Source organism: Gracilimonas qinghaiensis, assembly GCF_046602855.1.
Classification (GTDB): domain Bacteria; phylum Bacteroidota; class Rhodothermia; order Balneolales; family Balneolaceae; genus Gracilimonas.
Window position 1 is genome coordinate 386,176 of sequence record NZ_JBKINJ010000001.1, and the last position, 24,446, is coordinate 410,621.

Below are 24,446 nucleotides of genomic sequence, written 5' to 3' on the forward strand. Positions count from 1 at the left end.
GCGAAAACCTGTTTCATAAAAAAGCGCTTTTCCTTATACTGTCGCCCCTTTCGGAAGGTGCTTACCAAATTTCAGAACTAATATTACATAATGGCCAAAGCAAAGAAAAAATCTACGAAGAAAAAATTCAGCGCAGCTCAAAAAAAAGAGATCCTCAGTGATTTTAAACTGGGTTGGGTTAGTCGGCACATGTCAATAATCGGTCGTAAGGAAGTGCTTACCGGTAAGGCTAAGTTCGGAATCTTTGGTGATGGAAAAGAAGTACCCCAAATAGCTTTAGCCAAACAGTTTAAGGAAGGAGACTTCAGATCGGGATACTACAGGGATCAAACGCTAATGCTGGCGATCGGCCAGGTGACGCCTCAACAGTTGTTTTCTCAGTTGTATGCCCATGCAGATGTTGAGGCAGACCCAAGCTCTGCTGGCCGACAAATGAACTCTCATTTTGCTTCCCGATTAATAGACGATGAGGGTGAGTGGAAAGATCAAACAAAATCTAAGAACACTGCATCCGATATTTCACCAACTGCTGGTCAGATGTCACGATTGCTGGGTTTGGCTCAGGCATCTAAAGTTTACCGTAATGAAAAAGCACTAAAGGGTAAAGAATGGAAGAAATTTTCAAAAAAGGGTAGCGAAATAGCGTTTGGCACAATTGGTGATGCCAGTACTTCTGAAGGTATTTTCTGGGAAACCATTAATGCCGGTGGTGTTTTACAGGTTCCAATGGTTATTTCCGTATGGGATGACGGCTACGGAATTTCAGTGTCTAAGAAATATCAGACCACCAAAGAAAGCATTTCGGAGATTCTGAGCGGCTTTCAGCGGACTGATGAAAAAGAAGGATATGAGATCCTTACAGTTAAAGCCTGGGATTATGAAGCATTGCTGGATACTTATGAAAAGGCAGCTGAAATAGCCCGGGAAGAGCATGTACCGGTTTTGGTACACGTACAAGAGGTAACACAGCCTCAGGGACATTCAACATCAGGCTCACATGAAAGGTATAAAGATGAGGAACGCCTGAAGTGGGAAGAAGAATATTGCTGCCTGGAAAGACTGCGAAGATGGATTTTGGATAATGATATTGCCAAAGCTGAAAAGCTTGATGAGCTTGAAAATGAAGCCAAGGCTGAAATAAACGAAGCCAAGAAAGCCGCATGGGATGCTTTCATGAAACCGATCAAGGAAGAGAAGAAAACGGTACTTGATCTCTTAGATAAATTAAAGGATGAATCAGGTGTACAGGAAGTAGGGGAGTATGCCCAGTCTCTGAAGAATTATCCTACGGCTATCCGAAAAGATATACTGTCAGCTGCTAGAAAATCTTTGGCAGCAACAGCAGGAAAAAACGGTTCAGCCCGACAGGAACTTATCAAATGGGTTGAGAACTCTTTGGAAGAGAACAGGGAAAGATATTCATCACATCTTTACAGTGAGACTAAGTACTCTCCATTAAATGTTGAGGAGATCAAACCTGAGTATGATGAAAAGCCAAAAAAGGTAGATGGGCGACTCGTTCTTAAAGATAATTTTGACAAAATATTTGAGAATTATCCCAACACCCTGGTGTTCGGGGAAGATACAGGTCAGCTTGGTGATGTTAACAAAGGGCTTGAGGGTATGCAGGATAAATACGGTGAGATCCGTGTTAGCGATACCGGAATTCGCGAAGCTACTATTTTAGGTCAGGGTATAGGTATGGCAATTCGTGGATTGAGACCTATAGCTGAGATCCAGTACCTGGATTACCTGCTTTACTGCTTTCAGGGTATTTCTGATGACCTCGCAACTATTCGATACAGAACTAAAGGAGGGCAGGCAGCTCCTCTGATCGTGAGAACGCGTGGTCACCGACTGGAGGGTATATGGCATTCAGGTTCGCCTATGGGTATGATCGTAAATGGAGTGCGAGGTTTGCATTTCTGTGTGCCTCGAAACTTGACTCAAGCAGCCGGTTTTTATAATACATTATTGAAAGGTGACGATCCTGCCATCGTTGTTGAGCCATTAAACGGTTATAGGTTGAAAGAAGATCTGCCTACTAATCTTGGGCAATTTACAACTCCATTAGGTAAACCGGAGATCGTCAACGAGGGCTCAGATATTACAGTAGTGTCTTATGGAGCCACTTTTAATATCATAGAAGGTTTGATTCCACAGTTGGAAAAAGCTGGGCTATCGGTAGAGTTGATAGACGTGAGAACCCTTCTTCCATTTGATATTGACAATTTGATAGGAAATTCATTGAGCAAAACGAATAGACTGCTTATAGTTGATGAGGATGTTCCCGGTGGGGCATCAGCTTATATTCTTCAAAACATACTTGAAGATCAGGGTGGCTATTTTAGCTTAGATTCTGAGCCTAAATGTCTGACAGCTAAAGCACACAGACCAGCGTATGCATCTGATGGTGATTACTTTAGTAAGCCCAACGCTGAAGATATTTACGAAGCTATTTATTCAATTATGAGTGAAGCAGATCCGGCGCGCTTTCCGGAGATCTACCAGGCTTAACATTTATTAATCTTATCAATAGTTCTAAGGTGATAGAATTTCTTTCGAGTAAAGATCTCTGTCACCTTTTTTATTGGAATTGGGAAAGCAAACAAAACTCCAAGTGGTGTAGAATAGATAGGACCTAAGATTAATCGATTCAGATAGAGATGAAACGGTCTAAGAAAACGGCGATCCAGACTAAGGGAAGATAAGCTATGGAGGCAAACATCATTTTCTTGGCATTATCTTTTGTCCGTTCTAATCCAAATTTTATAGTGTAAGCCATAAATCCCAGTGCAAACAGCATTCCAAAGACAAGAAAAATAATTCCGGCAATATTAAGTTGAAAAAGGGCAAGTGTTACCGGAAATAAACTAAGTACGCAGATCATTGACCAGAATAAAGTCTTATAGCCTTCCTCGTCTTTTTTAGGCAGCATTTTAAGTCCGGCACTTGAATAATCATCCTTACATAACCATGCAATGGATAAAACGTGAGGAACTTGCCAAAAAAACATGATCCCGAACAACAGCCACATACCGGGTTCTGATATGTTACCGGTTGCAGCAGCCCAACCACCTACGGGAGGAAGTGCACCGGGGATTGCTCCAACAGCTATATTAATAGGTGAGACTTTTTTCATTGGGGTATAGATACCCAGATAGATCAAAGCCGTGACTAAGGAAACCGCTCCAGCAACTGGATTTACCAGCAATATAAGATAGAGTAAACCTGAAAAGATGAGGGTTAGTGAGAAGATCATCCCGCTTTTGGAATCAATACGGTGATCAGGAAGCGGTCGTTTAGCAGTACGCTTCATAAGTTTATCTGAAACCCGCTCAATGAACTGATTGTGAGCTCCGGTTCCGGCTGCGATCAAATAGGTTCCGATCAAAGCATGGATCAGAACAGAGAAATTAATGTCTGCTCCACTACCTAAAATATAACCAACCAGCATGCTCACCAATACAGACATGGTAATGCCGGGTTTGGTAAGTTGATAGTAGTCAGAAATAACCTCTGTTAAAGGTCTGTTGATTAGTACGGTCTCTTTAGCTGAATTCATCTACTGCGATTGGTCATATACTGCTTTTTGAAGCAATCATGAAGTTAAGATAATTTCGGGATTTTTGTTAGAAACTTTACGGATTTCTTGCAGAGAAATGCGCTCTCAGGCAGGTGTTTTTGTAAAAAATGATTATCTCGTTGTGCCAAAGATGTTTATAAAGTGTGCCTGGAAATTAAAGGAGACGACAGGTATCTATTTTATAGCCTTTCCAGGAGGTCACTTAAGAATACACGGATCTCTGAAAGATCTTTTTGAGCTTCTGGAGTTAAGTCGGATGATTTCTTTCCCTCTCCGTTGGTTAAGATATCCTGAACTCCCTCAGTACTGTATTTTTTGTCATGAAGCAGTTCTTTTATTCTGAAGATCAACGCCAGTTCAGTTTCTTTATATACACGATTTCCGGCACTGTTCTTTTTGGGATTTAACTCTGAATAGGTTTTTTCCCAGTTTCTTAGAACGTGAGGTTCAAGTCCCGTTAATTTACTGACCTCACCCATAGAGTAATACAATTTTTTCATAGCAGACAGAAAGTGTATTTTAGAACCGTTTTATTTATTAAAGTAAACTAATTCTGTTCATTTATAAAAGGTAACATTTTGCAAGATAAGGATACTAATTCAAATATAGACATAAGTTTAGTGATCCCTGTTTACAACGAAGAAGAATCACTGCCCGAGCTTGAAAAAGCTATTTCAGAAGCTCTGTTGAATTTGTTTACCTACGAAGTCATATTTGTGGATGATGGGTCCACTGATACTTCGTGGAGTGTGATCAAAGATCTGGCTGAAAAAAATGATAATGTAAGAGGCATTTCATTTCATCACAACTACGGTAAAAGTGTTGCTTTACAAGCTGGATTTGAAGATGTAAAGGGAGATTACATTGTTACCTTAGACTCAGATCTTCAGGATGATCCTAATGAAATTCCTGAGATGATACAAATGCTGAAAGACGGGTACGATCTGGTAAGTGGTTGGAAAAAAGAGCGCCACGATCCGATCTCAAAGACTATACCGTCTAAATTTTTTAACTATGTGACCCGGAAAGTTGCGGGTATCAAACTGCATGATTTTAACTGCGGCTTGAAAGCCTATAGAGCAGAAGTTGTAGAGAGTATTTATTTATACGGAGAGTTACACCGATATATACCCATGCTGGCAAAACGTGAAGGTTATGGCCGAATAACTGAAAAGGTTGTTAAGCATCATCCTCGAAAATACGGAAAGACTAAATTTGGTTTATCTAGGTTCATGAACGGATTTTTGGATCTTGTGACAATTACTTTTGTTCAGCGATATCTCCAAAAACCAATGCATTTCTTTGGAACCATAGGGGTACTACTGTTAATTGCCGGCGGTTTCATAAACTTGTATATGGTGTATGTGAAACTGGTTTTAGGTGAGGGCATTGGAAACCGGCCATTACTTTTTCTTGGCATTCTTTTGATGGTTGTCGGTGTTCAGTTCTTTTCAACGGGCTTACTTGGTGAGTTGATCAATAAAAATCATATAGAAAAACAAAAACCAAGGATCAGGGAACAGGTTTGAAGATTTCCGGAATATGAATCTGTCTTATAAAGCTGCCTACTCATTTATAGTTTCGATTTTAGCAACGTAGAAAACTCGGTCTTTTTCCTTAATAAGCTCTCCACTTTTAACTTTAAAAGAGTCTCCGGGCCTTAAAGGTAGCAGACTATTGTCAACCATTTTAATGACCTCAGGTATATGTCCACCGTCATCTTCCCATCGGATATTTTCGGCAGTTTTGGGAACCGTTATAATTTCAGAATCAATCTCAATTTTTATTTCCCTGGGTTCAATATTATGTGATTTCTTTTTTTCCATAGTGATCTACATATTAACAGAAGTTTTTTATGACTTTGGTTTTCCGGGCATAACAAGTAGAGGAACCATTGTGGCCTGACTTATCTTTTTTGAATGTTTTTTGCCAATAACAGAAAATAGATTTTGATAGCGTACGGTAACGATCAAAGAAAAGTCATGCTCATTAACCTCAATATTTACGGTATTTAAAAGATCATCAGATTCCATTAATTCATATTTGATCTTGTTATAGCTGATATGTTCAGAAACATAATCCTTTAATCCGCGAAATAGCAGATCTTCTTTTCTATCCAGTTTTTTAGTGACATGAATTATTTTTAATAATGCTTGATATTGAGATGCTAACTGGCTTACAAATTTTAGTGCGTTCAGATCATAAGGCCCATAATCTGATGTAAACAGGATCTTTTTGAAACCGGTAAATTCACTATTCATTGGAATCACAAGAACCGGTACTTCAGATTGTTGAACGACTTCTGTGGTAGTACTGCCAAAGAACATCCGTTCAAGCGCACTTCTTCCTTGAGTACCCATTACGACCATATCTATATGATATTCAGGTATTGCATTTATCACAGAATAAACTGACCTGCCTTCAAAAAGATGAGTTTTAACTTTTAGATTTTCATATTCTTTTTGACTTTTTATCTGATCAGTGATTTCCTCAAACAGTTTTTCAACTTTACGCGTCACATTTTGTTTGATATTTTCAACCACGGGAGTAAAATCGTAGGGCTCTTCTATTGAATGCATTATATGTAAACTTGCATCATATTCTTTTGCCAGCTTCAAAGCGAAAGAAAGTGCGTGTTTGGCATTATCTGAAAAATCGGTTGGATGAAGAATGTTTTTGATTGCTTTGCCCATGTTATATCCTGTAGGTTTTAATTTCCCGGAATTTATTTAATATCAGAAAAATTAGGGATTTAATCGATAGAAGATACGATCGAGCTCCAGGTTGCATTTTTATTGACTTCACTTTCAGCCAGATTACTAAGCCCGTCATCAGCATCTTTACTGTCTCGAAGTATGTTTAATAAAAGCCCATAGTAATTAAACTACGGGCTACTCAATAATTAGAAAGTTAACTGTTTCCTTTCGTCGGTATGATCCGCATCAAGTATAAGAGGTATAATTTCAGCTCATAACAAGCACCCTCAACAGGTATCTTTCGGGTTTGCTGTATTATCAGCATTCCTTATTGATAACCGGAGCATACGTCAGGAAAAATCAATAAAGATTAATCACTGTAAGTAACCGGCGGCATTTTTCCGGTTTATCTCTGTTCTATTTAAAGAGACAGAAATTATGCTCTTTTTTAATTTGACTATCATTATATCAAAGACTCTGAGAGAAGTATAAAACAATACCTGTTAGTTGTATGCAGGGGAAAGGATAAAGAGGTTGTAATATTTTTATTACAAAAAGTGTAGGATAAAACCGTATTTATTTTGATAGGTTAGAATTATTACGACCAAACATTTTTGGAATCACACAGGGATTTTTTCAGAATCTGGTCAGTCTGTTTAATGAGAAGCTGACACAAGCTGTCAAAGCTATTGTTTTTCATACTGTAAAATAAGTTTAGTAATTAGATCATTACGGCATTTTCAATAACTCATGCAGGTGTCAATTACAACATCGAAATAAGAATTGATATAAATAGGTTTTGTAATTCAAAGAATGATGGATATTACAGCCTCATATATTAAATTCAGTTATGGAGTAAGACTAAATTCCGGGTAAATCAGACGGTAATTGAATGAGCAGAGCTGCAGATAAGCATAATGTTTTAGTGGATCCGGAGAACCTACATACTTTAGAAGTTGAGGAGGTACTGAATAGATTTGAAGTTGATCGGAACAAGGGCCTTAACGAACAAACTGTTAAGATAAGAAGAGAGCAGTATGGAATTAACAAATTAAGGCAGCACAAAAGCAGGAGTATTTGGTCGGTCTTTATATCGCAATTCAAGAGTATCATAATTGGGATATTGGCGGTAGCAGCGGCAGCAGCATTAATATATGGTGAATGGATAGAAGGATGGGCTGTATTGGTGGTCATTTTGATCAATACACTGATCGGGTTTATTACTGAATTAAGAGCCGTGCGTGCAATGGAGGCCCTGTCACAAATTGGGGTCGTTAAGACGAGAGTAAAAAGGGAAGGTCGAGTTGTTGAAGTAGACGCTGAGGACCTTGTTCCGGGAGATCTGGTTGTAATTGAAGGAGGAGATATAATAACTGCAGATCTCAGGATAATCAATGCTTCCAAACTGCAGGCTAATGAATCTGCACTAACGGGTGAAAGTCTTCCGGTCAGTAAAAATGAAATGAAAGTTAAGGAAGAAAGCGTATTGGCTGAGAGAAGTAATATGCTGTATAAAGGAACAGCTGTAACGAGGGGTTCTGGGCTTGCCGTAGTAGTAGGCACGGCAATGAGTACTGAGTTAGGTAAGATTTCATCTTTAGTTGAGACTACAGAAGATGAGCTAACCCCATTGGAGGAACGCCTTGACGTATTGGGTTATAAGCTGATCTATGTAAGCGTTGGGATCATCATAGCAATTGTTATATCGGGAATTGTCAGTGGAAAAGAAATCGTGTTGATGATCGAAACCGGGATCGCTCTTGCCGTGGCAGCTATTCCGGAAGGACTACCAATTGTTGCCACTTTATCACTTGCAAAAGGATTGAAAACTCTGGCAAACAAAAATGCTTTGGTCAATAAGCTTTCTTCAGTTGAAACACTCGGGGCTACATCTGTTATCTGTACGGATAAAACGGGGACTTTGACTGAAAATCAAATGACAGCTACACAGGTCCATTTGTACAACAGAACGATAGATGTAAACGGCAAAATTGACCAAGAACTTACTGAAGAGGGTAACCCTTTGCACATTGAGCACGATGGGGACCTTAGGCTCGCATTACAAGTTGGGGTGATATGCAACAATGCGACCTTCGAACCAAACTCAGAAGAGGCAAATGGAGATCCATTAGAAATTGCCCTGCTTGAGCTCGGTTATAAAGCAGGCTTATTACATTCTGAGCTGATGAAAGTCCATCCGGAAGTTAGGGAAGATGCCTTCGATTCAACAACTAAGATGATGGCAACCTGGAACAAGATTGAGGAGGGGAAACTTCGGGTTTATATAAAAGGCGCACCTGAGGCAATACTGCAGAATTGCAGCACTTATTTAAAAGAAGGGGATTGTAAAGAACTCGGAAATGATGAGCAAGATCATTGGTCGAACCTGAACAATAAACTAGCCGGGGAAGGTTACAGGATGATCGCTTTGGCTACTAAAATGGCTCAAGATCCTGAAGGGAATTCATATGAGGATTTGTGCTTTATTGGGCTAGTAGCTTTGATGGATCCCCCAAGGGAAGGCGTTAAAGAAGCGATTGAAGAGTGCAGGCAGGCCGGGATCAATGTAGTTATGGTGACAGGTGATCAGGTAGAGACGGCTCGTTACATTGCGAATAAGCTTAAACTTGTTGAGAAAAGTAACAGTGCAGTTATTCACGGAAGTAAATTATATGAAACTGATAAGCAGACCAAGCTAAATTCATTTGTCTATGCACGAATTGATCCGAAACAAAAGTTGGAAATCATAGACATGTATCAAAATGAGAATCAGACAGTGGCAATGACGGGTGATGGCGTAAATGATGCCCCGGCACTGAAGAAAGCTGATATTGGGATCGCAATGGGTCGGAGAGGTACGCAGGTTGCACGTGAAGCTGCAGATATAGTGTTAACGGATGACGCGTTCTCAACGATCGTGCTGGCAGTTGAGCAGGGTAGAATCATATTCAACAATATCAGAAAGTTTGTGTTTTATCTGCTTTCCTGTAATGTAAGTGAAGTTGCAGTGGTTGGAATTGCTTCCTTCATTGGTTTGCCATTGCCAATATTACCCTTGCAGATACTTTTCTTAAATCTTGTAACAGATGTATTTCCGGCTCTTGCTTTGGGAGTTGGTGAAGGCGACAAGACTATAATGAAAGAAAGACCAAGAAAGTCTGAGGAACCAATTTTAAACAGAAAACACTGGAAAATGATTGGAGCATACAGTTTGATAATGACTGCAGCGGTACTTGGTTCATTTCTGATCGGGTCACATTGGTTAGAAGTGGGTGCTGAAGGGGCTGTAACAATGAGCTTTTTAACATTGGCATTGTCTCAGTTATGGCATGTTTTTAATATGAGAGAAGAGAACAGTAGAATATTTATTAATTCAATTACTAAAAATAAATGGATTTGGGCGGCTATAGTACTCTGTTTAGTTTTACTGTTGAGCGCGATATATGTACCGATATTATCAGATGTACTAAGCCTGATTCCACCAAGTTTTTCAATGTGGGCAATTATCCTGTTAATGAGTTTGATTCCATTGGTAACAGGCCAGTTGGTGCTAATTTTGAGAAAAGCTATGAGGTAGTATAGGCTGTTTGAATGGATGGTCCATAAAACAAAAAAAGCCTCCCGATCATCGGGAAGCTTTATCTGTTGTACCGCGTACGGGATTTGAACCCGTGCTACCGCCGTGAAAGGGCGGCGTCCTGGACCCCTAGACGAACGCGGCATTTTGATAACAGTGCTCAGAAATACAGTGACCAGTAAACAGTACATTAATTGTATACTGTTTACTGGTCACTGTACACTGAAAAAAAGGGAGCCCGATGGGAATTGAACCCACGACCTCTAGGGCCACAACCTAGCGCTCTAACCGACTGAGCTACGAGCTCCATTTAAGTACCGCGTACGGGATTTGAACCCGTGCTACCGCCGTGAAAGGGCGGCGTCCTAGACCCCTAGACGAACGCGGCATACATAAAATCAATAAGTCAAACATAAAGCGTTAACAAGTGAGGCGACAGGCGGGTTCGAACCGCCGTACGAGGTTTTGCAGACCTCTGCCTAACCACTCGGCCATGTCGCCTTTTAAAAACCGCCAAAGTTAGTACGCCCGACAGGAGTCGAACCTGTAACCTACGCCTTAGAAGGGCGTTGCTCTATCCAGTTGAGCTACGGGCGCTCAACTTAACAATATGTCAAAAAAAGTGAGATTTCCTGATCATTTTAAAGTAATCAGGAAATCTCTATGTCGGGGAGACAAGATTTGAACTTGCGACCCTTCGCTCCCAAAGCGAATGCGCTACCGGACTGCGCCACTCCCCGGTTTCCGTCTTCAAGACAGATTCCAAAAATACGAAGCATACCAATTGCAGGCAAATAGTTTTAGGTATTTTATTTAATAAGTTTGCTAAGTAGACGGTCTGTAAAAGCCTCCCAGCTAAGTTCCTCTTTTAACTTCTCTAATTCACTGATAATTGTTGTGCGAGTTTCAGTTTTCATCATAGTGTATATGGATTCTTTTAATTCTGACACACTATCCGACGAAAACACCAAAGCACTTTTATTATGTTCAATATGCTCGGTTAAACCCTGAAGGTCTGATAGTATACAGGGTAGTTTAAAATTAATGGCATTAGCCAGGATACCGCTTTGGGTAGCGGAGCGATAAGGCATTACCATAGCATCCGATAATGTCAGAACCTCGGCCACTTCCCGGTCACTTATAAATCGATCTATGATGGTATAAAATTTTCTATGCTTCATATTTATCCGTGAGAGAACTGAATCTTTATCCATGTAAAATTCTCCGACTATAAAAGGACGGATACCTTCTGACTCTAAGTCCATTTCATTCAGGCCTTCGATTAGTACATCCAGACCTTTATAAGGTCGTACTAAGCCGAAAAAGAGCAATACAAAATCATCATTTGTAAACCCATATTGTTGTTTTAACTCCGGTACTGTTATTTTCGGCAGCTCTTGTTCATAAACTGGATGAAATAACTTTATCACCTTATTACCAAGGGATAAACTTTGTGCTTCCGCGCTGCTTTTCTCTGAAAGGACAATTACATGGTCTGCTTTATCCAATAGATTCTTTGATAAGTACTTACCAAGTGGGAAATTTTCGTGAGGAAGTATATTGTGGGCAAGAACTGAGATTGAAGTTTGAGGAGAGCTCTTTTTAATTTGAGTGATTACTTTTATAAAAGCCGGGGCAAAAAATGGATGCCAGTAACTGATGATCACATTATCTGGTCGGTCCGCAATTATTTCTTTTGCTGCCTTTTTCCAATTAAATGGATTCCATGAATGAAGTACTCTTTGAGCATATGTAGTATCAACAGAATCCAGGTATTGACTATTACCGGGAAACAATAAAGAAGGATAGAGACTAGTAAAGTTATAAGCTTTTACCTTAGTCCTGACCTTTAAATGCTGAAACAAATAATCACTAAATTTTGCAATTCCACCGCGAAAGGGAGGGAATACACTTACAAATGAAATCAAGGGATATTTTTTACTGAAATGGTAATGCTTAAAAAAAGTAATTACAAGTTCAAGCAATAACCATTTAAAACTTATAGCTCTTGTTAATTTTCATTAAGTTTGCACAGAAAAAATCACCAATCTTATTTATGAAATATCTGACAAATCTTATACTAATTTTACTCCTTACCAACGTCTCAGCTGTCGGTCAGATAACCTTATCTGTTGACGGTAATAATTCTTCTCAGGTTTTTAACATTGCTGGTGAAGAGGTGAATTTGGGACAAAACTCATTTTTAAAATCTGAATCTGTGCTATCCGGAGATATAAATAGTCTTACAGGAATTTCAACGATACTTCAAGCGGATGAAGTTTTTATTCATTCCGGAAGCTCTAACCAACTTTTATCATCTGAAGTATCAACTGCACCCGGCGACGAGTCACTGAAGATCTATGCAGGTTTGAATGGCTCTTATGCGATTCGTGAAAATATCGCAAACTTCCTTTTTTATGATTCTCACGGTAATATTGTACAATCTGTTTCAAACAGTTCTCAAAGTACCGAAGGGGAATCTATCTCGGAACTTGCAACTGATCCGGCTTTTAAAACACGTGTTTTATACAATCCAAAGATCGTAAGAGATGGAGTGGAAGGATCAAGAGCAAGGGTCCTTGGATCTAATTATACCACTGAAGACTTTTTTTACAGTTCAGACCGTGCCATTAGAAGTGTTAAGGTTATGAATGATGGCCAATTCATTGGAGTGATCACTTATGGGAGCGGTGATGATCAACTTTCATTGTTTGATCGTTTTGGTAACGAGCTTAATACCATTTCATTTGATCAGGCTGTAATGGATTTTGCACTTTCAACAAATGGTAACTTCGTAACAATCAGATCTAATGGACGGGTTGGGGTCTATAACGTACTAAACGGAGAAAGAATAGGCAGTACCAGCTTCAGATCCAGATTACACTTTGCGACTTTTGTCCCTGAAGAGAATACGATCATCGCGATGACAGCAGAACGTTCCGGTGATATGTTGTCAGACATAGAATTTCACGCCATCAACATAGTGCAACGTAGCATAAAGAGAAAAGATTTGAACGGTCAGCTAGTTACCAGTGAAAAAGTGCCGGTAAATTTGCGCAGAAAAGGGGCTTATGATTATCAATTAACAGGCTTCAACAATCCGGTCGATCTAAGAATTAGATTTTGATAGGAATTCTCCACGAACTCTTATTTATTCATCAGTGTAATAAAAAAGCGGTACTTACCCAACTAGTGTGTCTGTAAGTCTTCTTATGCAAGCTAGCAACTTAAGTTATGTTAGTAATTTTTTTCATGCGATGATTGGATAAACAGTTTTTTCTCATAATTCAGTTTTGGGACTTTCCGGGTATAGGCACTTTTATTCATTGCTACATGCCCCATTAACGTTATTACTGACTGCTCATCAGGCATGCTGTTGCGGGCTTTTAACACCCTTCGAAAGTCTTTGTTAAGTCGCTCGATCCAGTTCGTGGTATAGATCATCGAGCGTATGCGGTAATCATACTTCAAATAGCTAAAGCATGGACGGTACAGTGGGGCATTCTTAAACTCAAAAAACCTTTTATACTTAGCGCCCCACTTTTCGCACATCACCTGCCAACGTGTCCACCCCTTTTCTGGGCTATCTTTTTGCCCGTCAGTGGCAAATACATGCTTGAGGTCCTCAGCCAGTTCAGCTTTGTCCTCACTGCGCACACGAGCCAGAAGCCGACGTTTGAGGTGGGTAACACAGCGCTGAAAGTCAGCCGATGGATACACTTTTGCTACCGCATCCTCGAGTCCGCTTAGCCCGTCGGCGACGATGAGCCTGGCGCACTGCAACCCGCGTTGGGTCAGTTCTTCCAGCACCATCTCCCAGCCCGTAGCGCTCTCGGTAGGTTGATGAGAAATAGCCAGCACCTCGCGTGTGCGATCTTCTTTGACGCCAAGTACCACGTAGAACGCTTCCTTCTTTACGCTATCCCGGCGAACATTCACCCACAGCGCATCGATAAAAATCACCGGGTATTCCACCTCTAACGCCCGGCTGTTCCACATGGCTACATCCTCGCGCATCCAGTCGATCATCCGGCCGATCTGAGAAGAGCTGTAGTGGCGTCCGTAGAGTCGTTCAAACACTTCCCCTACCTGGCTTTGGGTAAGTCCTTGTCCATAAAGTGCGCTTACAAGTTTGTCGGTTTCCGCCTGTTGGCTGCGTAGCAGAGCTAATACTTTTGGGTAAAACTCTCCATTGCGATCGCGAGGGATGCGCAACTCTAACAGCTTCCCGTGGCCATACACTTTCCCGGGGCGATAGCCATTACCTTTGTTGGAATCAGCCTCTTCCAAGTGTAGTTCCCGTTCACGGGCCATCATCGCATTAAGGGTAAATTCGAGCACTTCATTGAGCCCGTTGTCTTGTTTGATGTGGTTGGTAATTAAATCATTGAGCAGTACTTTTGATACTATCATTGGTCTTCTTGTGTTTTGGGTTCCTGGTTGGTTTGGACGCCGCCAAACCTACACAAGAAGACTTTTTTATTCTATACCCAGACACACTTTTCTGGCAAGTACCAAAAAAGCCCTGTCCAATGAACAGGGCTTTAATTTTTAACAGATATTTTGTTATCTGTTATGCTTTTTTCGCTTCTTCTGAAGTGTCTTCTTCATGGTCAGATTCGGAAGATCCATTTTCAGATTTGATATCAGTGGAGTCTGTTTCAGTCCAATCAAATTCCAATCCATCTCTGGATTTGTTCATTTTGATCTTGATTACAGCACCTGACTTATGTTTATTTTCAAGGATCTCTTCCGCTAAAGGGTCTTCAATATATTTTTGGATGGCACGTTTTAGAGGTCGTGCTCCATATTTCTGGTCAAAGCCTTTATCAGTGATAAACTCTTTGGCAGCTTTAGTAACCTGAATTTCAAAGCCAAGCTCATTGATCCTTTCAAATAACTCTTCGTTAAGCAGATCAATGATCTGGAATATATCGGTTTTCTCAAGTGGCTTAAAGGTGATTACATCGTCTATGCGGTTGAGGAATTCAGGATTAAATACCTTTTTGAGGGCATCTTGCATGGTCGATTTCATTTTCGCATAATCGAAAGGTGAATCATCAGTATCAAAACCGATGCCTTTACCCATATTACGAATGTCACGTGCTCCAATATTGGACGTCATGATGATGATAGTATTACGGAAATCTACTTTACGGCCAAGACTATCAGTTAGAATACCATCGTCCAGTACCTGAAGGAGAATATTGAATACATCGGGATGAGCTTTTTCGATCTCATCTAAGAGTACCACACTGTAAGGTTTGCGTCTTACTTTTTCAGTAAGAATACCACCTTCTTCGTAACCGACATATCCAGGAGGAGCTCCGACAAGTCTTGATACGGAGAATTTCTCCATATACTCACTCATATCAATACGAATAAGAGTGTCTTCTTTGTCAAATAAATACCTGGAAAGCACCTTCGCCATCTCAGTTTTACCGACCCCCGTCGGCCCCAGAAATATAAAGGAACCGATAGGTCGAGAGGGGTCTTTGAGACCGGCTCTTGTTCTTTGTATAGCTTTTGTAAGTTTGACGATCGCCTCTTCCTGACCAATTACCTTACCGGAAAGGCTTTGCTTCATTTTGAGAAGTTTTTGCCCTTCTTTTTGGCTGATCTTATTTACAGGAACACCACTCATCATGGCAATTACTGATGCGACATCCTCTTCATTTACATCGTAAACGATATTTTCAGATTCTTTTTCCCACTCCTGTTGAGCTAACTCAAGCTCTTCAATTAACCTCTTTTCTTTGTCACGAAGTCTCGCAGCTTCTTCAAAACGCTGCTTTTTTACCATTGAATTTTTCTCTTCACTGGTGGTCTCGATCTCTTCTTCAAGGTCGATGATGTTTTGCGGTACCGTTATGTTTGATAAGTGAACCCGGGCTCCGGCTTCGTCTAAAGCATCTATTGCTTTGTCTGGCAAAAAGTGATCAGAGACATAGCGGTCAGTAAGTTTTACACAGGCATCTAAAGCATCTTCAGTATACCTGACACTGTGATGTTTTTCGTATTTTGATTTGATTTGGTTCAGAATTTCGATGGTTTGTTCTGGTGTAGTTGGTTCAACCATGATCTTCTGGAAACGTCGTTCAAGTGCTCCATCTTTCTCAATAAACTGTCTGTACTCGTTTAGAGTAGTAGCTCCGATGGCTTGAACCTCACCGCGAGCAAGGGCAGGCTTTAACATATTTGAAGCATCCAATGACCCACTGGCACCTCCGGCACCCACAATGGTATGAAGCTCATCAATGAAGAGTATCACATCATCTGTTTTTTCAAGTTCGGTCATCACGGCTTTCATACGTTCCTCAAACTGTCCGCGATATTTAGTTCCGGCTACTAATGCTGCCAAATCCAAAGCGATAACGCGTTTATCATACAATACGCGTGATACTTTACGCTCAACAATTCTGGATGCAAGACCTTCAGCGATGGCTGTTTTACCCACACCGGGTTCGCCGATCAGAACAGGATTATTCTTTTTACGGCGACTTAAAACTTGAGCCACTCGTTCAATTTCTTTTTCACGGCCAATGATCGGATCAAGACGACCTTCTTCAGCAAGTTCTGTAAGGTCACGGCCGAAGTTATCCAGAACCGGTGTTTTTGATTTATCCATTTTTTTCTCTCTGGAGCTGCCCGAGCCACTCGGTCCTTTTGAGGCTGCGGCGCTTGCTTTCATGCTTGAAGAGTCACTGTGGTCATCCCGCGATTTTCCAGAAATGATCAGATCTAACTCCTCTCGTACAGCATCATAAGAGATGCTGAATTGTTGTAGGATCTGTGCTGCAATATTTTCATCATCCCTGAGCAAAGATAATAGCAGATGCTCAGTTCCGATCGTGTCGCTTTTATAAAGTTTTGCTTCTAAATAGGTTATGCGTAATACTTTTTCTGCTTGTTTGGTTAGCGGGATATTTCCGACCTGAACCGATCCTCCGGTTCCCCTGACAGTATCCTCAATAGTTTTTTTGAGTTTAAAGAGATCGCAATCCAGGTTTTTTAAGATCCGGACTGCAACACCGTCGCCCAAACGTACAATTCCTAATATTAAATGTTCAGTTCCGATGTAGTCGTGCCCCAATCTCAGCGCTTCTTCACGGCTGAATTGAATTACATCACGAACCTTGCTTGAAAAATTTCCCTCCATCTGGCGTGTTCCTTAGTCCTTTTAATATATAATAGTTTCTATTGATGTAATTAAAAACGTGTCAGACACATCTTTAGTTCATCGCTACTCGAAGGTAGTAGGGCGGTATAGTAAATGCAAACTAAATGCTAAGGAGATGTATTAAAATAATGGCGTACCGCTCATATCATCAGGTTGATCCAACCCCATGAGCTTTAGAATAGTAGGTGATACATCAGCCAGAATGCCATCATGCATCTGAATTTCATCAGGATAATTTACAATAATGGCCGGTACCAGAGCAGTTGTGTGCGCAGTGTGCGGACTTCCGTCTTCTTTGATCATGCAGTCGGCGTTACCATGATCAGCAATTATCAGAGACCGATAGCCGTGGTCATTTGCTGTCTCTAGGACTTTTTTGAGTTCTGAATCTATGACCTCAACGGCTTTAATGGCTGCATCCATATCACCGGTATGGCCAACCATATCAGGATTAGCAAAATTTAGCACTACAAAATGATAATCCTCAGTTGAAAGTTTTTTACAGAGAGTCTTGGAAACTTCATCAGCACTCATTTCAGGCTGAAGGTCGTAAGTGGCAACTTTTGGGCTTGGTATAACTGTACGATCTTCTCCATCATTAGGGGTTTCAACACCGCCATTGAAGAAATACGTAACGTGAGGATATTTTTCAGTTTCAGCAATGCGGAATTGCTTTAAGCCTTTACTGCTGATCCACTGCCCCATGGTGTTTTTAAGTTCCTGAGGCGGGAAGGCCACCCTTGCAAACTCAAAGGTCTGATCATATGATGTAAATGTAGTGTAGTAAAGATTCAGATCTTCCGTATCAAATTCTGAGAAATCTTCTTCGTTCAGAGCTCTTGAAATTTGACGCGCCCGATCGCCTCTTATATTATAGAAAATGATGGCGTCATCCTTTTCTATTCGTGATGCAGGATCATTATTTATCAGTACGGGTTTGATAAATTCATCTGTTATATCATTTTTATATGAATTTTTAAAAGCATCTTCCGGCGTGTCAAATTTCTCACCTTTACCGTGGACTAAAAGATTGTACGCCAGTTCGATACGTTCCCATCTGTTGTCCCGATCCATCGCGTAATATCGGCCAACGATACTTGCAATCTCACCTACACCGATCTCATCCGCTTTTTGCTTAAATTCTTTGGCGTATTCAATGCCACCATTAGGTGAAGTATCACGGCCGTCTGTAAAAGCGTGAACGTATACATTTTCAATCCCATGCTTTTCACAAAGTCTTAAGAGGGCAAAAAGGTGTTCATTATGGCTGTGAACACCTCCATCAGAAAAAAGTCCCATTAGGTGGATCTTATTTTTCTGTTTTGCTTTTTCAATGGCAGCCAAAAGGGCTTTGTTCTCAAAAAAAGAACCATCTTTTATGGCTTTGTTAATTCGGGAGAGTTCTTGCCACACTATTCTTCCGGCACCGAGGTTAAGGTGACCAACTTCAGAGTTGCCGAATTGCCCATCCGGTAACCCCACACTCTCGCCACTCGCGGAAAGCTTGGAGTGAGGGCAAGAATCGAACAGAGAATCGATATACGGTTTGTCAGCTTTATCGATAGCGCTGACGGTTGGATCTTCAGCCAACCCGAATCCATCTAAAATGACAAGCAGTGCTTTTGACTCAGGGTTGGCCATCCAACTAATATTTATAGATTATTAACGTACTTTGTAAGCTGTGCTTTTTTTCTGGCAGCGTTATTTTCGTGGATAATTCCTTTAACGCTCATTCTATCGAGATAAGAAACAGCTTCTTTCAGCGCTTCTTCAGCTTTACTTTTGTCAGAGATCTCATAAACATTTTTGATAAGCGTTCTCATTTTAGAACGTCTGCTTCGGTTGTGTTTACGGCGTTCTTCTGCCTGACGTACGCGTTTTTTAGCTTGTTGGGTTATTGGCATTGTAAATATGCTTTTAAAAATTAATCATTCCTCGAATTTTTTCGAGATTCCAAAATTAAGAGTTATGCAAATATTAAACAAGAAATGATTGAATAATTAACAATATAAGTTTAATTTAACTGATCTGTTATGATAGTGGTAATTGACGGGCCAGCAGGCTCAGGAAAAAGTTCAACAGCAAAAGCCGTAGCGGCAAACCTTCAGATTCAATTTCTTGACTCAGGAGCGTTGTATCGCGTGGCTACTCTTGTTTATTTGAACAGCCGCAAAAATAACCGATCGTTCTTTGAACAGCTTGAAGAAAGTGAGATTTCCTTTTATTTCAAAAAAGAAAAATTTCATGCGCTCTTAAACGGGCAGGATGTGACCGAAGATATCAGAAGCATGAATGTTTCTGATAATGTAAGTGAAGTAGCCTCAGATCCTAAAGTCCGCGCTTATATAAATAACTTGATGCGAGAAGCAGTAAAGCATGACGTTTATATAGCTGACGGAAGGGATCTTGGAACTGCCGTGTTCCCTAATGCTGAGCTTAAATTCTATATGGTGGCAGATCTGGAAACCCGGGCCGAGCGCAGATATAATGAAATAAAGGAATCTGATACTGAAGTCACCCTCGAAGAAATAAAACAGAACATAGCTCAGCGGGATGATAAAGATTCGAACAGAAGTTCGGATCCACTTAAAAAAGCCGATGATGCTATTGAAGTAAATACTTCTGATATGACTTTTGAAGATCAGGTCGCTTTTATAAGCAATGTGATAAAAGATGAACTATCTAAGCAGACAAATAAATAACCCTAACTTATCCCACAGTTGAAAGTCAATTGTGAGGTAAACCAATAACCAAACATAATGACAGAAGAAACGAAACAAGAACAAAACGAAGCAGCTGAAGCTCAGGTTGAAGAAACCCAAGCTGCGAATGAAACAGAAGAAGTTACAACTGAAGAAGAAGTTGTATCAGAAGCAGAAGAAACTGCAGCTGAAGAGAGAAAAGAAACACTTACTCACGTTTATTCAGGTGATGTTGAAGGCGATGTTTATAAGCTTGAAGACCTTCAAAGACCTTCTGATGAATATTCTGATGAGGAATACAATGAGATGGTGGGTATGTATGAAGATACCCTCAACGAAATTGAAGAAAAAGAAATCGTACAAGGCCGTGTTGTCTCCGTTGATGACAAATATGTGGTGGTAGACATTGGCTTTAAATCTGAAGGTATTATCCAGGTTAATGAATTCTCAAATGAAGCCCTCGAAGAAATGGAAGTGGGCGATGAGATCGAAGTTTTCCTTGATCGCGTAGAAGATAAAGAAGGTCAGTTGATCCTCTCTCGCCGTAAAGCAGATATTCTGCAAGCATGGGAGAAAATTGAAGCTTCTCACGATGATGGCGATATCATTGATGGTTACATCAAGCGACGTATCAAAGGTGGTATGGTTGTGGATGTACTTGGAATCGATGCTTTCCTACCCGGTTCACAGATCGACGTTCGTCCTGTTCGTGATTTCGATGCCTACGTTGGTAAGACCATGGAATTCCAGGTTGTTAAGCTGAATATGGCTGCTGAAAACGTTGTTGTTTCTCACCGTGCTCTTATTGAGTCTGACCTTGAAGAACAGAGAGAAGAAATTCTTGAATCTATTGAAGCCGGTCAGGTACTTGAAGGTGCTGTTAAAAATATTACTGACTTCGGTGTGTTCATTGATCTTGGTGGTGTTGACGGACTGTTGCACATCACTGACCTGTCTTGGGGCCGTGTTGATGATCCAAACGAGATCGTATCTTTGGACCAGCGCATGAACGTTGCCGTTATCGACTTTGATGAGAAGAGTAAACGCGTTTCCCTGGGCCTTAAGCAATTACAGCCGCATCCATGGGAAGGCATTAAAGAGAAATATCCTGAAAATATGAAAGTTCAGGGTCGTGTGGTTTCCATCGCCGATTACGGTGCTTTCATCGAACTTGAAAAGGGTGTTGAAGGATTGATACACATTTCTGAAATGTCATGGACACAACATATCAAACATCCATCTCAGCTTGTTGAAAAAGACGACATCATCGAATGTATCGTACTTAATATCAATGAAGATGAGAAGAAGATCTCACTTGGAGTCAAGCAACTTGAGGAAGATCCATGGGCAGATATTCTGGAAAGATTCCCTGTCGGTTCAAAACATACAGGTATCGTTCGCAACCTCACTAACTTCGGTGTATTTGTTGAACTCGAACCCGGAATTGACGGTTTGATCCACGTTTCTGATCTGAGCTGGACTGAAAAAGTTGAACATCCAAATGAGATCGTCGACAAAGATCAAGAGATCGAAGTTGTCATCCTTGGTGTAGACTTTGACAACAGAAGAATCACGCTTGGGCATAAGCAGGTTGAAGACAACCCTTGGAAGAAATATGCTAAAGAATACGCTCCCGGAACAAAAGTAGAAGGGGAAGTAATCAAGACTACTGATAAAGGCGTATTTGTTAAACTTCCATTAGGTGCAGAAGCATTCCTTAACTACTCTAAGGCAACTGAAGCTGAGTACAAGGAAGGCGATAAGATCGACGACGCATTTATTCTGAATTTTGACGAAAACAGCAAGAACATTGAATTGAGTCAGCTGGATTCTGATAAAGACAAAGCTAAGAAAGCCAAGAAAAAGGTTGATACCTCTAACATGGAAACCGGTGCTCCAACACTCGGTGAAATGTCAGGACTGGCTGCTTTGAAAGCTGATATGGAAGAGAAAGAAAAAGCTGAAGCTCAGAAAAAAGCGGATGCTGCAAAAGCTAATAAAGACTCAGAGGAGAAATCTGACGAAGAAGAATAATCTTCACTTTTAGCTAAATGATTTAAAGCCTCGTTCATCTATTTGAACGGGGCTTTTTTATGATTTATAGATTCCAAAACCGTAAATTATTTATATGATCTGGATGCGATCAAATATCACACTATTCATTCTGCTAATTAGCGGTTCGGTAGTTTTTGGGCAGGATGTAAAGACAACATCCTCGCAAATACAGGAAACCGGCATTCAGATCAATGATGAATCACTGCCTCCCCAATCAGCTTTATATTTTACATTTCAATTAGCCGGCTATGGAGAAATTGAAAATGTTGAGAGCTGGCAAAACCTGACAGAAGAAACGTCAGAAAAAGATCACTTATCTCTGTCTGGGTCTAAACGAAAACGTGGGTTAACAAATCAGGAAGCTTACAAGAGTAAGTGCTTTAATCTTGAGCCCGGACTTACCTTAAAAAAGCTCATTTTTCCGTTTCATTTCCATACTTAGTTCACTCAAAGATAACTAACCCGTAAATCACCATAACCATAATCCGTGGTGTGGTATATCTTTGAACTAAAAATTTATTCTGATGGAAATTGATGCAGCAACGATCATAATAGCCTTATTAGCAGTTTTGTGTTTTGCAATACCAATAGGTTATGATCAAATAAAAAGTAAATCAAAAAATATCGAAGACGATTAATCAATAGATCAAAATAAAAAAGCCTCGCACCTTTAGTTCAGATGCGAGGCTTTTTAATGTAAAATGGAACAGTTGGTCTAGGGAACCTGAACGTTGTTCATGATCTTGGTAACGATATCTTCAGGTCCTATGTCCTCAGCTTCAGCTTCAAAGGTCGGGATGATACGATGTCTCAGGACATCCATTGCGATTGTGCGAACGTCTTCAGGAGTAACATAAGCTCTGTGCTCCATAAATGCCTGTGCACGGGATGCAAGGTTTAGGTTGATGGTTGCCCTTGGCGAGGCTCCAAAACTGATTAGATCCTCAAGATCGTCCAAATTGTAATTCTTTGGTTTACGAGTGGCAAAAACTAGATCAATGATGTATTGCTCAACCTTTTCATCCATGTAGATCTCGTTGATGGTCTTGCGGGCATCAAGAATTTTCTGAGGATCTACAACCTTATTCAATTTCTCTTTTTCGCCAGTTTTGGCCTGCATCCGCATGATCTGCATTTCCTCTTTCTCTGTAGGGTAATCGATCTTCAGCTTCAGCATAAAACGATCAACCTGAGCTTCCGGTAAGGGGTAGGTGCCCTCTTGTTCTACCGGGTTTTGAGTAGCGAGTACTAAAAACGGTTCTTCCAGTTTAAAGGTGCTTTCACCAATGGTTACCTGCTTTTCCTGCATAGCTTCAAGAAGGGCACTTTGTACTTTGGCAGGAGATCGGTTTATCTCATCAGCGAGAATGATATTTGCAAAGATCGGTCCTTTTTTCACAAAGAAGTCACCTTCTTTTTGATTGTAGATCAGAGTACCGATCAGGTCGGCTGGGAGCAGATCCGGAGTAAATTGAATGCGCTGAAATGAGGTTGCTAATACCGTGGCAAGGCTGGATACCGTCAGCGTTTTAGCTAATCCCGGCACACCCTCAAGAAGAACATGGCCGTTCGTGAGTAATCCAACTAATAATCTGTCGATCATATACTTTTGGCCAATGATCACTTTATTAAGTTCGCCTCTAATATCCTCTATAAAAGCACTGTCTTTCTCGATCTTTTTCGTTAGTGCTTCCATGTCAACTGCGTATTCACTCATATTTATAATTTCTTTATTTAGTATTAGCTGATGATATGATTATTTTCTCGCCTTAAAAAAGTGAACAAATATAACAAATGGACATTTTACAATCTTTTTTATTAGGAATTATTCAGGGTTTAACTGAATTTTTACCTATCAGCAGTTCGGGTCACCTTGTTTTAGGTAAATATATTCTTGGTGTTGAGGTTGAAACCGGTATCACGTTTGAAGTTGTGGTTCACTTTGGAACCCTTTGCAGTATACTTGTCTATTATCGTAAGATCATTTGGGAACTGATCACTTCCGGTATCAGCTTTTTAGGGGCTCCGTCTGAAAAGAAGGAGGACCCGAACGTTAAACTGATCGGGTTTATCTTAGTGAGTATGATCCCGGCCATGATCATCGGCTTTACACTGAAAGATCAGGTTGAATCCATTTTTTCATCCCCGCTGATCGTTTCAGGAATGCTCATTGTAACAGGATTGATGCTTTTTTCAACAAAGTTCGTAAAGGACACACCAGATGATGTCTCGTTGTCAAAGAGTTTTATGATTGGAATAGCCCAGGCTTTTGCAATGATACCCGGTATCAGTCGGTCCGGTTCAACCATTTCTACAGCTTTGTGGCTTGGCGTAAAAAGAGAAGCTGCCGCAAATTTTTCATTCCTCATGTTGATCCCGGTGATCGCCGGTGCCATGTTGTTGGAAATTAATGAACTTGTGGAGGTAGGCATTTCTGATGCAGCTTTAACCAATCTGGTAATAGGATTCTTTGCGGCTTTCATCTCCGGATTTTATGCACTCAAGTATCTCATCATTATCCTTAAAAGGCGCGGGTTTCACTATTTCGCCTATTACTGCTGGATTGTAGGTGGTGTAGGGTTAGTTTATTTCTTTGTTTGATAGCCTTAAATATCTATTGTGTTTTTTTAATAGAAGGTTTAATTGTGTC

18 protein-coding genes, 6 tRNA genes and 1 riboswitch are annotated in these 24,446 nt (G+C 40.5%); of the genes, 8 read left to right on the top strand and 16 right to left on the bottom strand.

What is annotated here, in order from left to right; genetic code table 11:
- Nucleotides 1–90 precede the first annotated feature (90 nt).
- Complete coding sequence (locus ACKGJO_RS01705) at nucleotides 91–2,517, top strand: alpha-ketoacid dehydrogenase subunit alpha/beta (protein ID WP_411321670.1); 2,427 nt, start codon at nucleotides 91–93, stop codon at nucleotides 2,515–2,517.
- Nucleotides 2,518–2,656: 139 nt separating this feature from the next.
- Here ACKGJO_RS01705 and cyoE read toward each other — a convergent pair whose 3' ends face one another.
- Together cyoE and ACKGJO_RS01715 are read right to left on the bottom strand one after the other, a co-directional pair.
- The gene (gene cyoE, locus ACKGJO_RS01710; RefSeq protein WP_411321671.1) at nucleotides 2,657–3,565 is read right to left on the bottom strand and encodes a heme o synthase; all 909 of its coding nucleotides are present in this window, start codon (nucleotides 3,563–3,565) and stop codon (nucleotides 2,657–2,659) included.
- Nucleotides 3,566–3,765: 200 nt separating this feature from the next.
- Nucleotides 3,766–4,086 carry a MerR family transcriptional regulator gene (locus tag ACKGJO_RS01715; RefSeq protein WP_411321672.1) on the bottom strand — a complete coding sequence of 107 codons (321 nt, stop codon included), beginning with the start codon at nucleotides 4,084–4,086 and terminating at the stop codon, nucleotides 3,766–3,768.
- 78 nt (nucleotides 4,087–4,164) lie between these two features.
- Here ACKGJO_RS01715 and ACKGJO_RS01720 point away from each other — a divergent pair, with 78 nt between their 5' ends.
- On the top strand, nucleotides 4,165–5,115 hold the full coding sequence (locus tag ACKGJO_RS01720; protein WP_411321673.1) for a glycosyltransferase family 2 protein: 951 nt from the start codon (nucleotides 4,165–4,167) through the stop codon (nucleotides 5,113–5,115).
- Between the two features lie 36 nt (nucleotides 5,116–5,151).
- Here the strand turns inward: ACKGJO_RS01720 and ACKGJO_RS01725 are convergent, their stop codons facing one another.
- Nucleotides 5,152–5,412, bottom strand: coding sequence for a hypothetical protein (locus ACKGJO_RS01725; protein WP_411321674.1), 261 nt, complete (start codon nucleotides 5,410–5,412; stop codon nucleotides 5,152–5,154).
- A 27-nt stretch (nucleotides 5,413–5,439) separates the two neighbouring features.
- Nucleotides 5,440–6,279 carry a universal stress protein gene (locus ACKGJO_RS01730; protein ID WP_411321675.1) on the bottom strand — a complete coding sequence of 280 codons (840 nt, stop codon included), beginning with the start codon at nucleotides 6,277–6,279 and terminating at the stop codon, nucleotides 5,440–5,442.
- Nucleotides 6,280–6,488: 209 nt separating this feature from the next.
- Nucleotides 6,489–6,581, bottom strand: a riboswitch (TPP riboswitch).
- A 593-nt stretch (nucleotides 6,582–7,174) separates the two neighbouring features.
- On the opposite strand from ACKGJO_RS01730, the gene ACKGJO_RS01735 reads away from it, so the two are divergent.
- Nucleotides 7,175–9,859 carry a cation-translocating P-type ATPase gene (locus tag ACKGJO_RS01735; RefSeq protein WP_411321676.1) on the top strand — a complete coding sequence of 895 codons (2,685 nt, stop codon included), beginning with the start codon at nucleotides 7,175–7,177 and terminating at the stop codon, nucleotides 9,857–9,859.
- Between the two features lie 71 nt (nucleotides 9,860–9,930).
- On the opposite strand, the gene ACKGJO_RS01740 is transcribed toward ACKGJO_RS01735, so the two are convergent.
- The 7 genes from ACKGJO_RS01740 to ACKGJO_RS01770 all read right to left on the bottom strand — a co-directional run bounded on the left by ACKGJO_RS01740 (nucleotide 9,931) and on the right by ACKGJO_RS01770 (nucleotide 11,787).
- Nucleotides 9,931–10,003, bottom strand: a tRNA-Glu gene (locus tag ACKGJO_RS01740).
- An 89-nt stretch (nucleotides 10,004–10,092) separates the two neighbouring features.
- Nucleotides 10,093–10,166, bottom strand: a tRNA-His gene (locus ACKGJO_RS01745).
- Between the two features lie 8 nt (nucleotides 10,167–10,174).
- A tRNA-Glu gene (locus ACKGJO_RS01750) sits at nucleotides 10,175–10,247 on the bottom strand.
- A gap of 42 nt (nucleotides 10,248–10,289) precedes the next feature.
- Nucleotides 10,290–10,360, bottom strand: a tRNA-Cys gene (locus ACKGJO_RS01755).
- A gap of 22 nt (nucleotides 10,361–10,382) precedes the next feature.
- Nucleotides 10,383–10,456, bottom strand: a tRNA-Arg gene (locus ACKGJO_RS01760).
- A gap of 69 nt (nucleotides 10,457–10,525) precedes the next feature.
- Nucleotides 10,526–10,599, bottom strand: a tRNA-Pro gene (locus ACKGJO_RS01765).
- Between the two features lie 69 nt (nucleotides 10,600–10,668).
- The gene (locus tag ACKGJO_RS01770; RefSeq protein WP_411321677.1) at nucleotides 10,669–11,787 is read right to left on the bottom strand and encodes a glycosyltransferase; all 1,119 of its coding nucleotides are present in this window, start codon (nucleotides 11,785–11,787) and stop codon (nucleotides 10,669–10,671) included.
- Nucleotides 11,788–11,915: 128 nt separating this feature from the next.
- Here ACKGJO_RS01770 and ACKGJO_RS01775 point away from each other — a divergent pair, with 128 nt between their 5' ends.
- A complete protein-coding gene (locus tag ACKGJO_RS01775) occupies nucleotides 11,916–12,986 on the top strand; it encodes a hypothetical protein (protein WP_411321678.1) in 1,071 nt (356 codons plus the stop codon).
- 110 nt (nucleotides 12,987–13,096) lie between these two features.
- Here ACKGJO_RS01775 and ACKGJO_RS01780 read toward each other — a convergent pair whose 3' ends face one another.
- From ACKGJO_RS01780 to rpsT, 4 genes are all read right to left on the bottom strand, one after another.
- Nucleotides 13,097–14,272 carry an IS256 family transposase gene (locus tag ACKGJO_RS01780; RefSeq protein ID WP_411321679.1) on the bottom strand — a complete coding sequence of 392 codons (1,176 nt, stop codon included), beginning with the start codon at nucleotides 14,270–14,272 and terminating at the stop codon, nucleotides 13,097–13,099.
- Nucleotides 14,273–14,432: 160 nt separating this feature from the next.
- Nucleotides 14,433–17,018, bottom strand: a complete 2,586-nt coding sequence (locus tag ACKGJO_RS01785; RefSeq protein WP_411321680.1) for an ATP-dependent Clp protease ATP-binding subunit — start codon at nucleotides 17,016–17,018, stop codon at nucleotides 14,433–14,435.
- Between the two features lie 141 nt (nucleotides 17,019–17,159).
- Nucleotides 17,160–18,680: a 2,3-bisphosphoglycerate-independent phosphoglycerate mutase gene (gene gpmI / locus ACKGJO_RS01790; protein WP_411321681.1), complete on the bottom strand. Its 1,521-nt coding sequence runs from the start codon at nucleotides 18,678–18,680 to the stop codon at nucleotides 17,160–17,162.
- Between the two features lie 11 nt (nucleotides 18,681–18,691).
- Entirely contained in the window at nucleotides 18,692–18,943 is a 252-nt protein-coding gene (gene rpsT / locus ACKGJO_RS01795) for a 30S ribosomal protein S20 (RefSeq protein ID WP_411321682.1), read from the bottom strand.
- A 129-nt stretch (nucleotides 18,944–19,072) separates the two neighbouring features.
- Between rpsT and cmk the strand changes: the two genes are divergently transcribed.
- The 3 genes from cmk to ACKGJO_RS01810 all read left to right on the top strand — a co-directional run bounded on the left by cmk (nucleotide 19,073) and on the right by ACKGJO_RS01810 (nucleotide 22,238).
- Nucleotides 19,073–19,741, top strand: a complete 669-nt coding sequence (gene cmk / locus ACKGJO_RS01800; RefSeq protein ID WP_411321683.1) for a (d)CMP kinase — start codon at nucleotides 19,073–19,075, stop codon at nucleotides 19,739–19,741.
- Between the two features lie 57 nt (nucleotides 19,742–19,798).
- A complete protein-coding gene (gene rpsA, locus ACKGJO_RS01805) occupies nucleotides 19,799–21,775 on the top strand; it encodes a 30S ribosomal protein S1 (protein WP_411321684.1) in 1,977 nt (658 codons plus the stop codon).
- A 103-nt stretch (nucleotides 21,776–21,878) separates the two neighbouring features.
- A complete protein-coding gene (locus ACKGJO_RS01810; protein ID WP_411321685.1) occupies nucleotides 21,879–22,238 on the top strand; it encodes a hypothetical protein in 360 nt (119 codons plus the stop codon).
- Between the two features lie 273 nt (nucleotides 22,239–22,511).
- Here the strand turns inward: ACKGJO_RS01810 and ACKGJO_RS01815 are convergent, their stop codons facing one another.
- Entirely contained in the window at nucleotides 22,512–23,513 is a 1,002-nt protein-coding gene (locus ACKGJO_RS01815; protein WP_411321686.1) for an AAA family ATPase, read from the bottom strand.
- A 77-nt stretch (nucleotides 23,514–23,590) separates the two neighbouring features.
- Here ACKGJO_RS01815 and ACKGJO_RS01820 point away from each other — a divergent pair, with 77 nt between their 5' ends.
- A complete protein-coding gene (locus ACKGJO_RS01820) occupies nucleotides 23,591–24,397 on the top strand; it encodes an undecaprenyl-diphosphate phosphatase (RefSeq protein WP_411321687.1) in 807 nt (268 codons plus the stop codon).
- The last annotated feature ends 49 nt before the right edge of the window (nucleotides 24,398–24,446 follow it).

Coding starts and splice junctions, on each gene's coding strand:
- ACKGJO_RS01705 (WP_411321670.1), top strand. CDS start 91: ATGGCCAAAGCAAAGAAAAAATCTACGAAGAAAAAATTCAGCGCAGCT.
- cyoE (WP_411321671.1), bottom strand. CDS start 3,565: ATGAATTCAGCTAAAGAGACCGTACTAATCAACAGACCTTTAACAGAG.
- ACKGJO_RS01715 (WP_411321672.1), bottom strand. CDS start 4,086: ATGAAAAAATTGTATTACTCTATGGGTGAGGTCAGTAAATTAACGGGA.
- ACKGJO_RS01725 (WP_411321674.1), bottom strand. CDS start 5,412: ATGGAAAAAAAGAAATCACATAATATTGAACCCAGGGAAATAAAAATT.
- ACKGJO_RS01730 (WP_411321675.1), bottom strand. CDS start 6,279: ATGGGCAAAGCAATCAAAAACATTCTTCATCCAACCGATTTTTCAGAT.
- ACKGJO_RS01735 (WP_411321676.1), top strand. CDS start 7,175: ATGAGCAGAGCTGCAGATAAGCATAATGTTTTAGTGGATCCGGAGAAC.
- ACKGJO_RS01775 (WP_411321678.1), top strand. CDS start 11,916: ATGAAATATCTGACAAATCTTATACTAATTTTACTCCTTACCAACGTC.
- ACKGJO_RS01780 (WP_411321679.1), bottom strand. CDS start 14,272: ATGATAGTATCAAAAGTACTGCTCAATGATTTAATTACCAACCACATC.
- ACKGJO_RS01785 (WP_411321680.1), bottom strand. CDS start 17,018: ATGGAGGGAAATTTTTCAAGCAAGGTTCGTGATGTAATTCAATTCAGC.
- gpmI (WP_411321681.1), bottom strand. CDS start 18,680: ATGGCCAACCCTGAGTCAAAAGCACTGCTTGTCATTTTAGATGGATTC.
- rpsT (WP_411321682.1), bottom strand. CDS start 18,943: ATGCCAATAACCCAACAAGCTAAAAAACGCGTACGTCAGGCAGAAGAA.
- cmk (WP_411321683.1), top strand. CDS start 19,073: ATGATAGTGGTAATTGACGGGCCAGCAGGCTCAGGAAAAAGTTCAACA.
- rpsA (WP_411321684.1), top strand. CDS start 19,799: ATGACAGAAGAAACGAAACAAGAACAAAACGAAGCAGCTGAAGCTCAG.
- ACKGJO_RS01810 (WP_411321685.1), top strand. CDS start 21,879: ATGCGATCAAATATCACACTATTCATTCTGCTAATTAGCGGTTCGGTA.
- ACKGJO_RS01815 (WP_411321686.1), bottom strand. CDS start 23,513: ATGAGTGAATACGCAGTTGACATGGAAGCACTAACGAAAAAGATCGAG.
- ACKGJO_RS01820 (WP_411321687.1), top strand. CDS start 23,591: ATGGACATTTTACAATCTTTTTTATTAGGAATTATTCAGGGTTTAACT.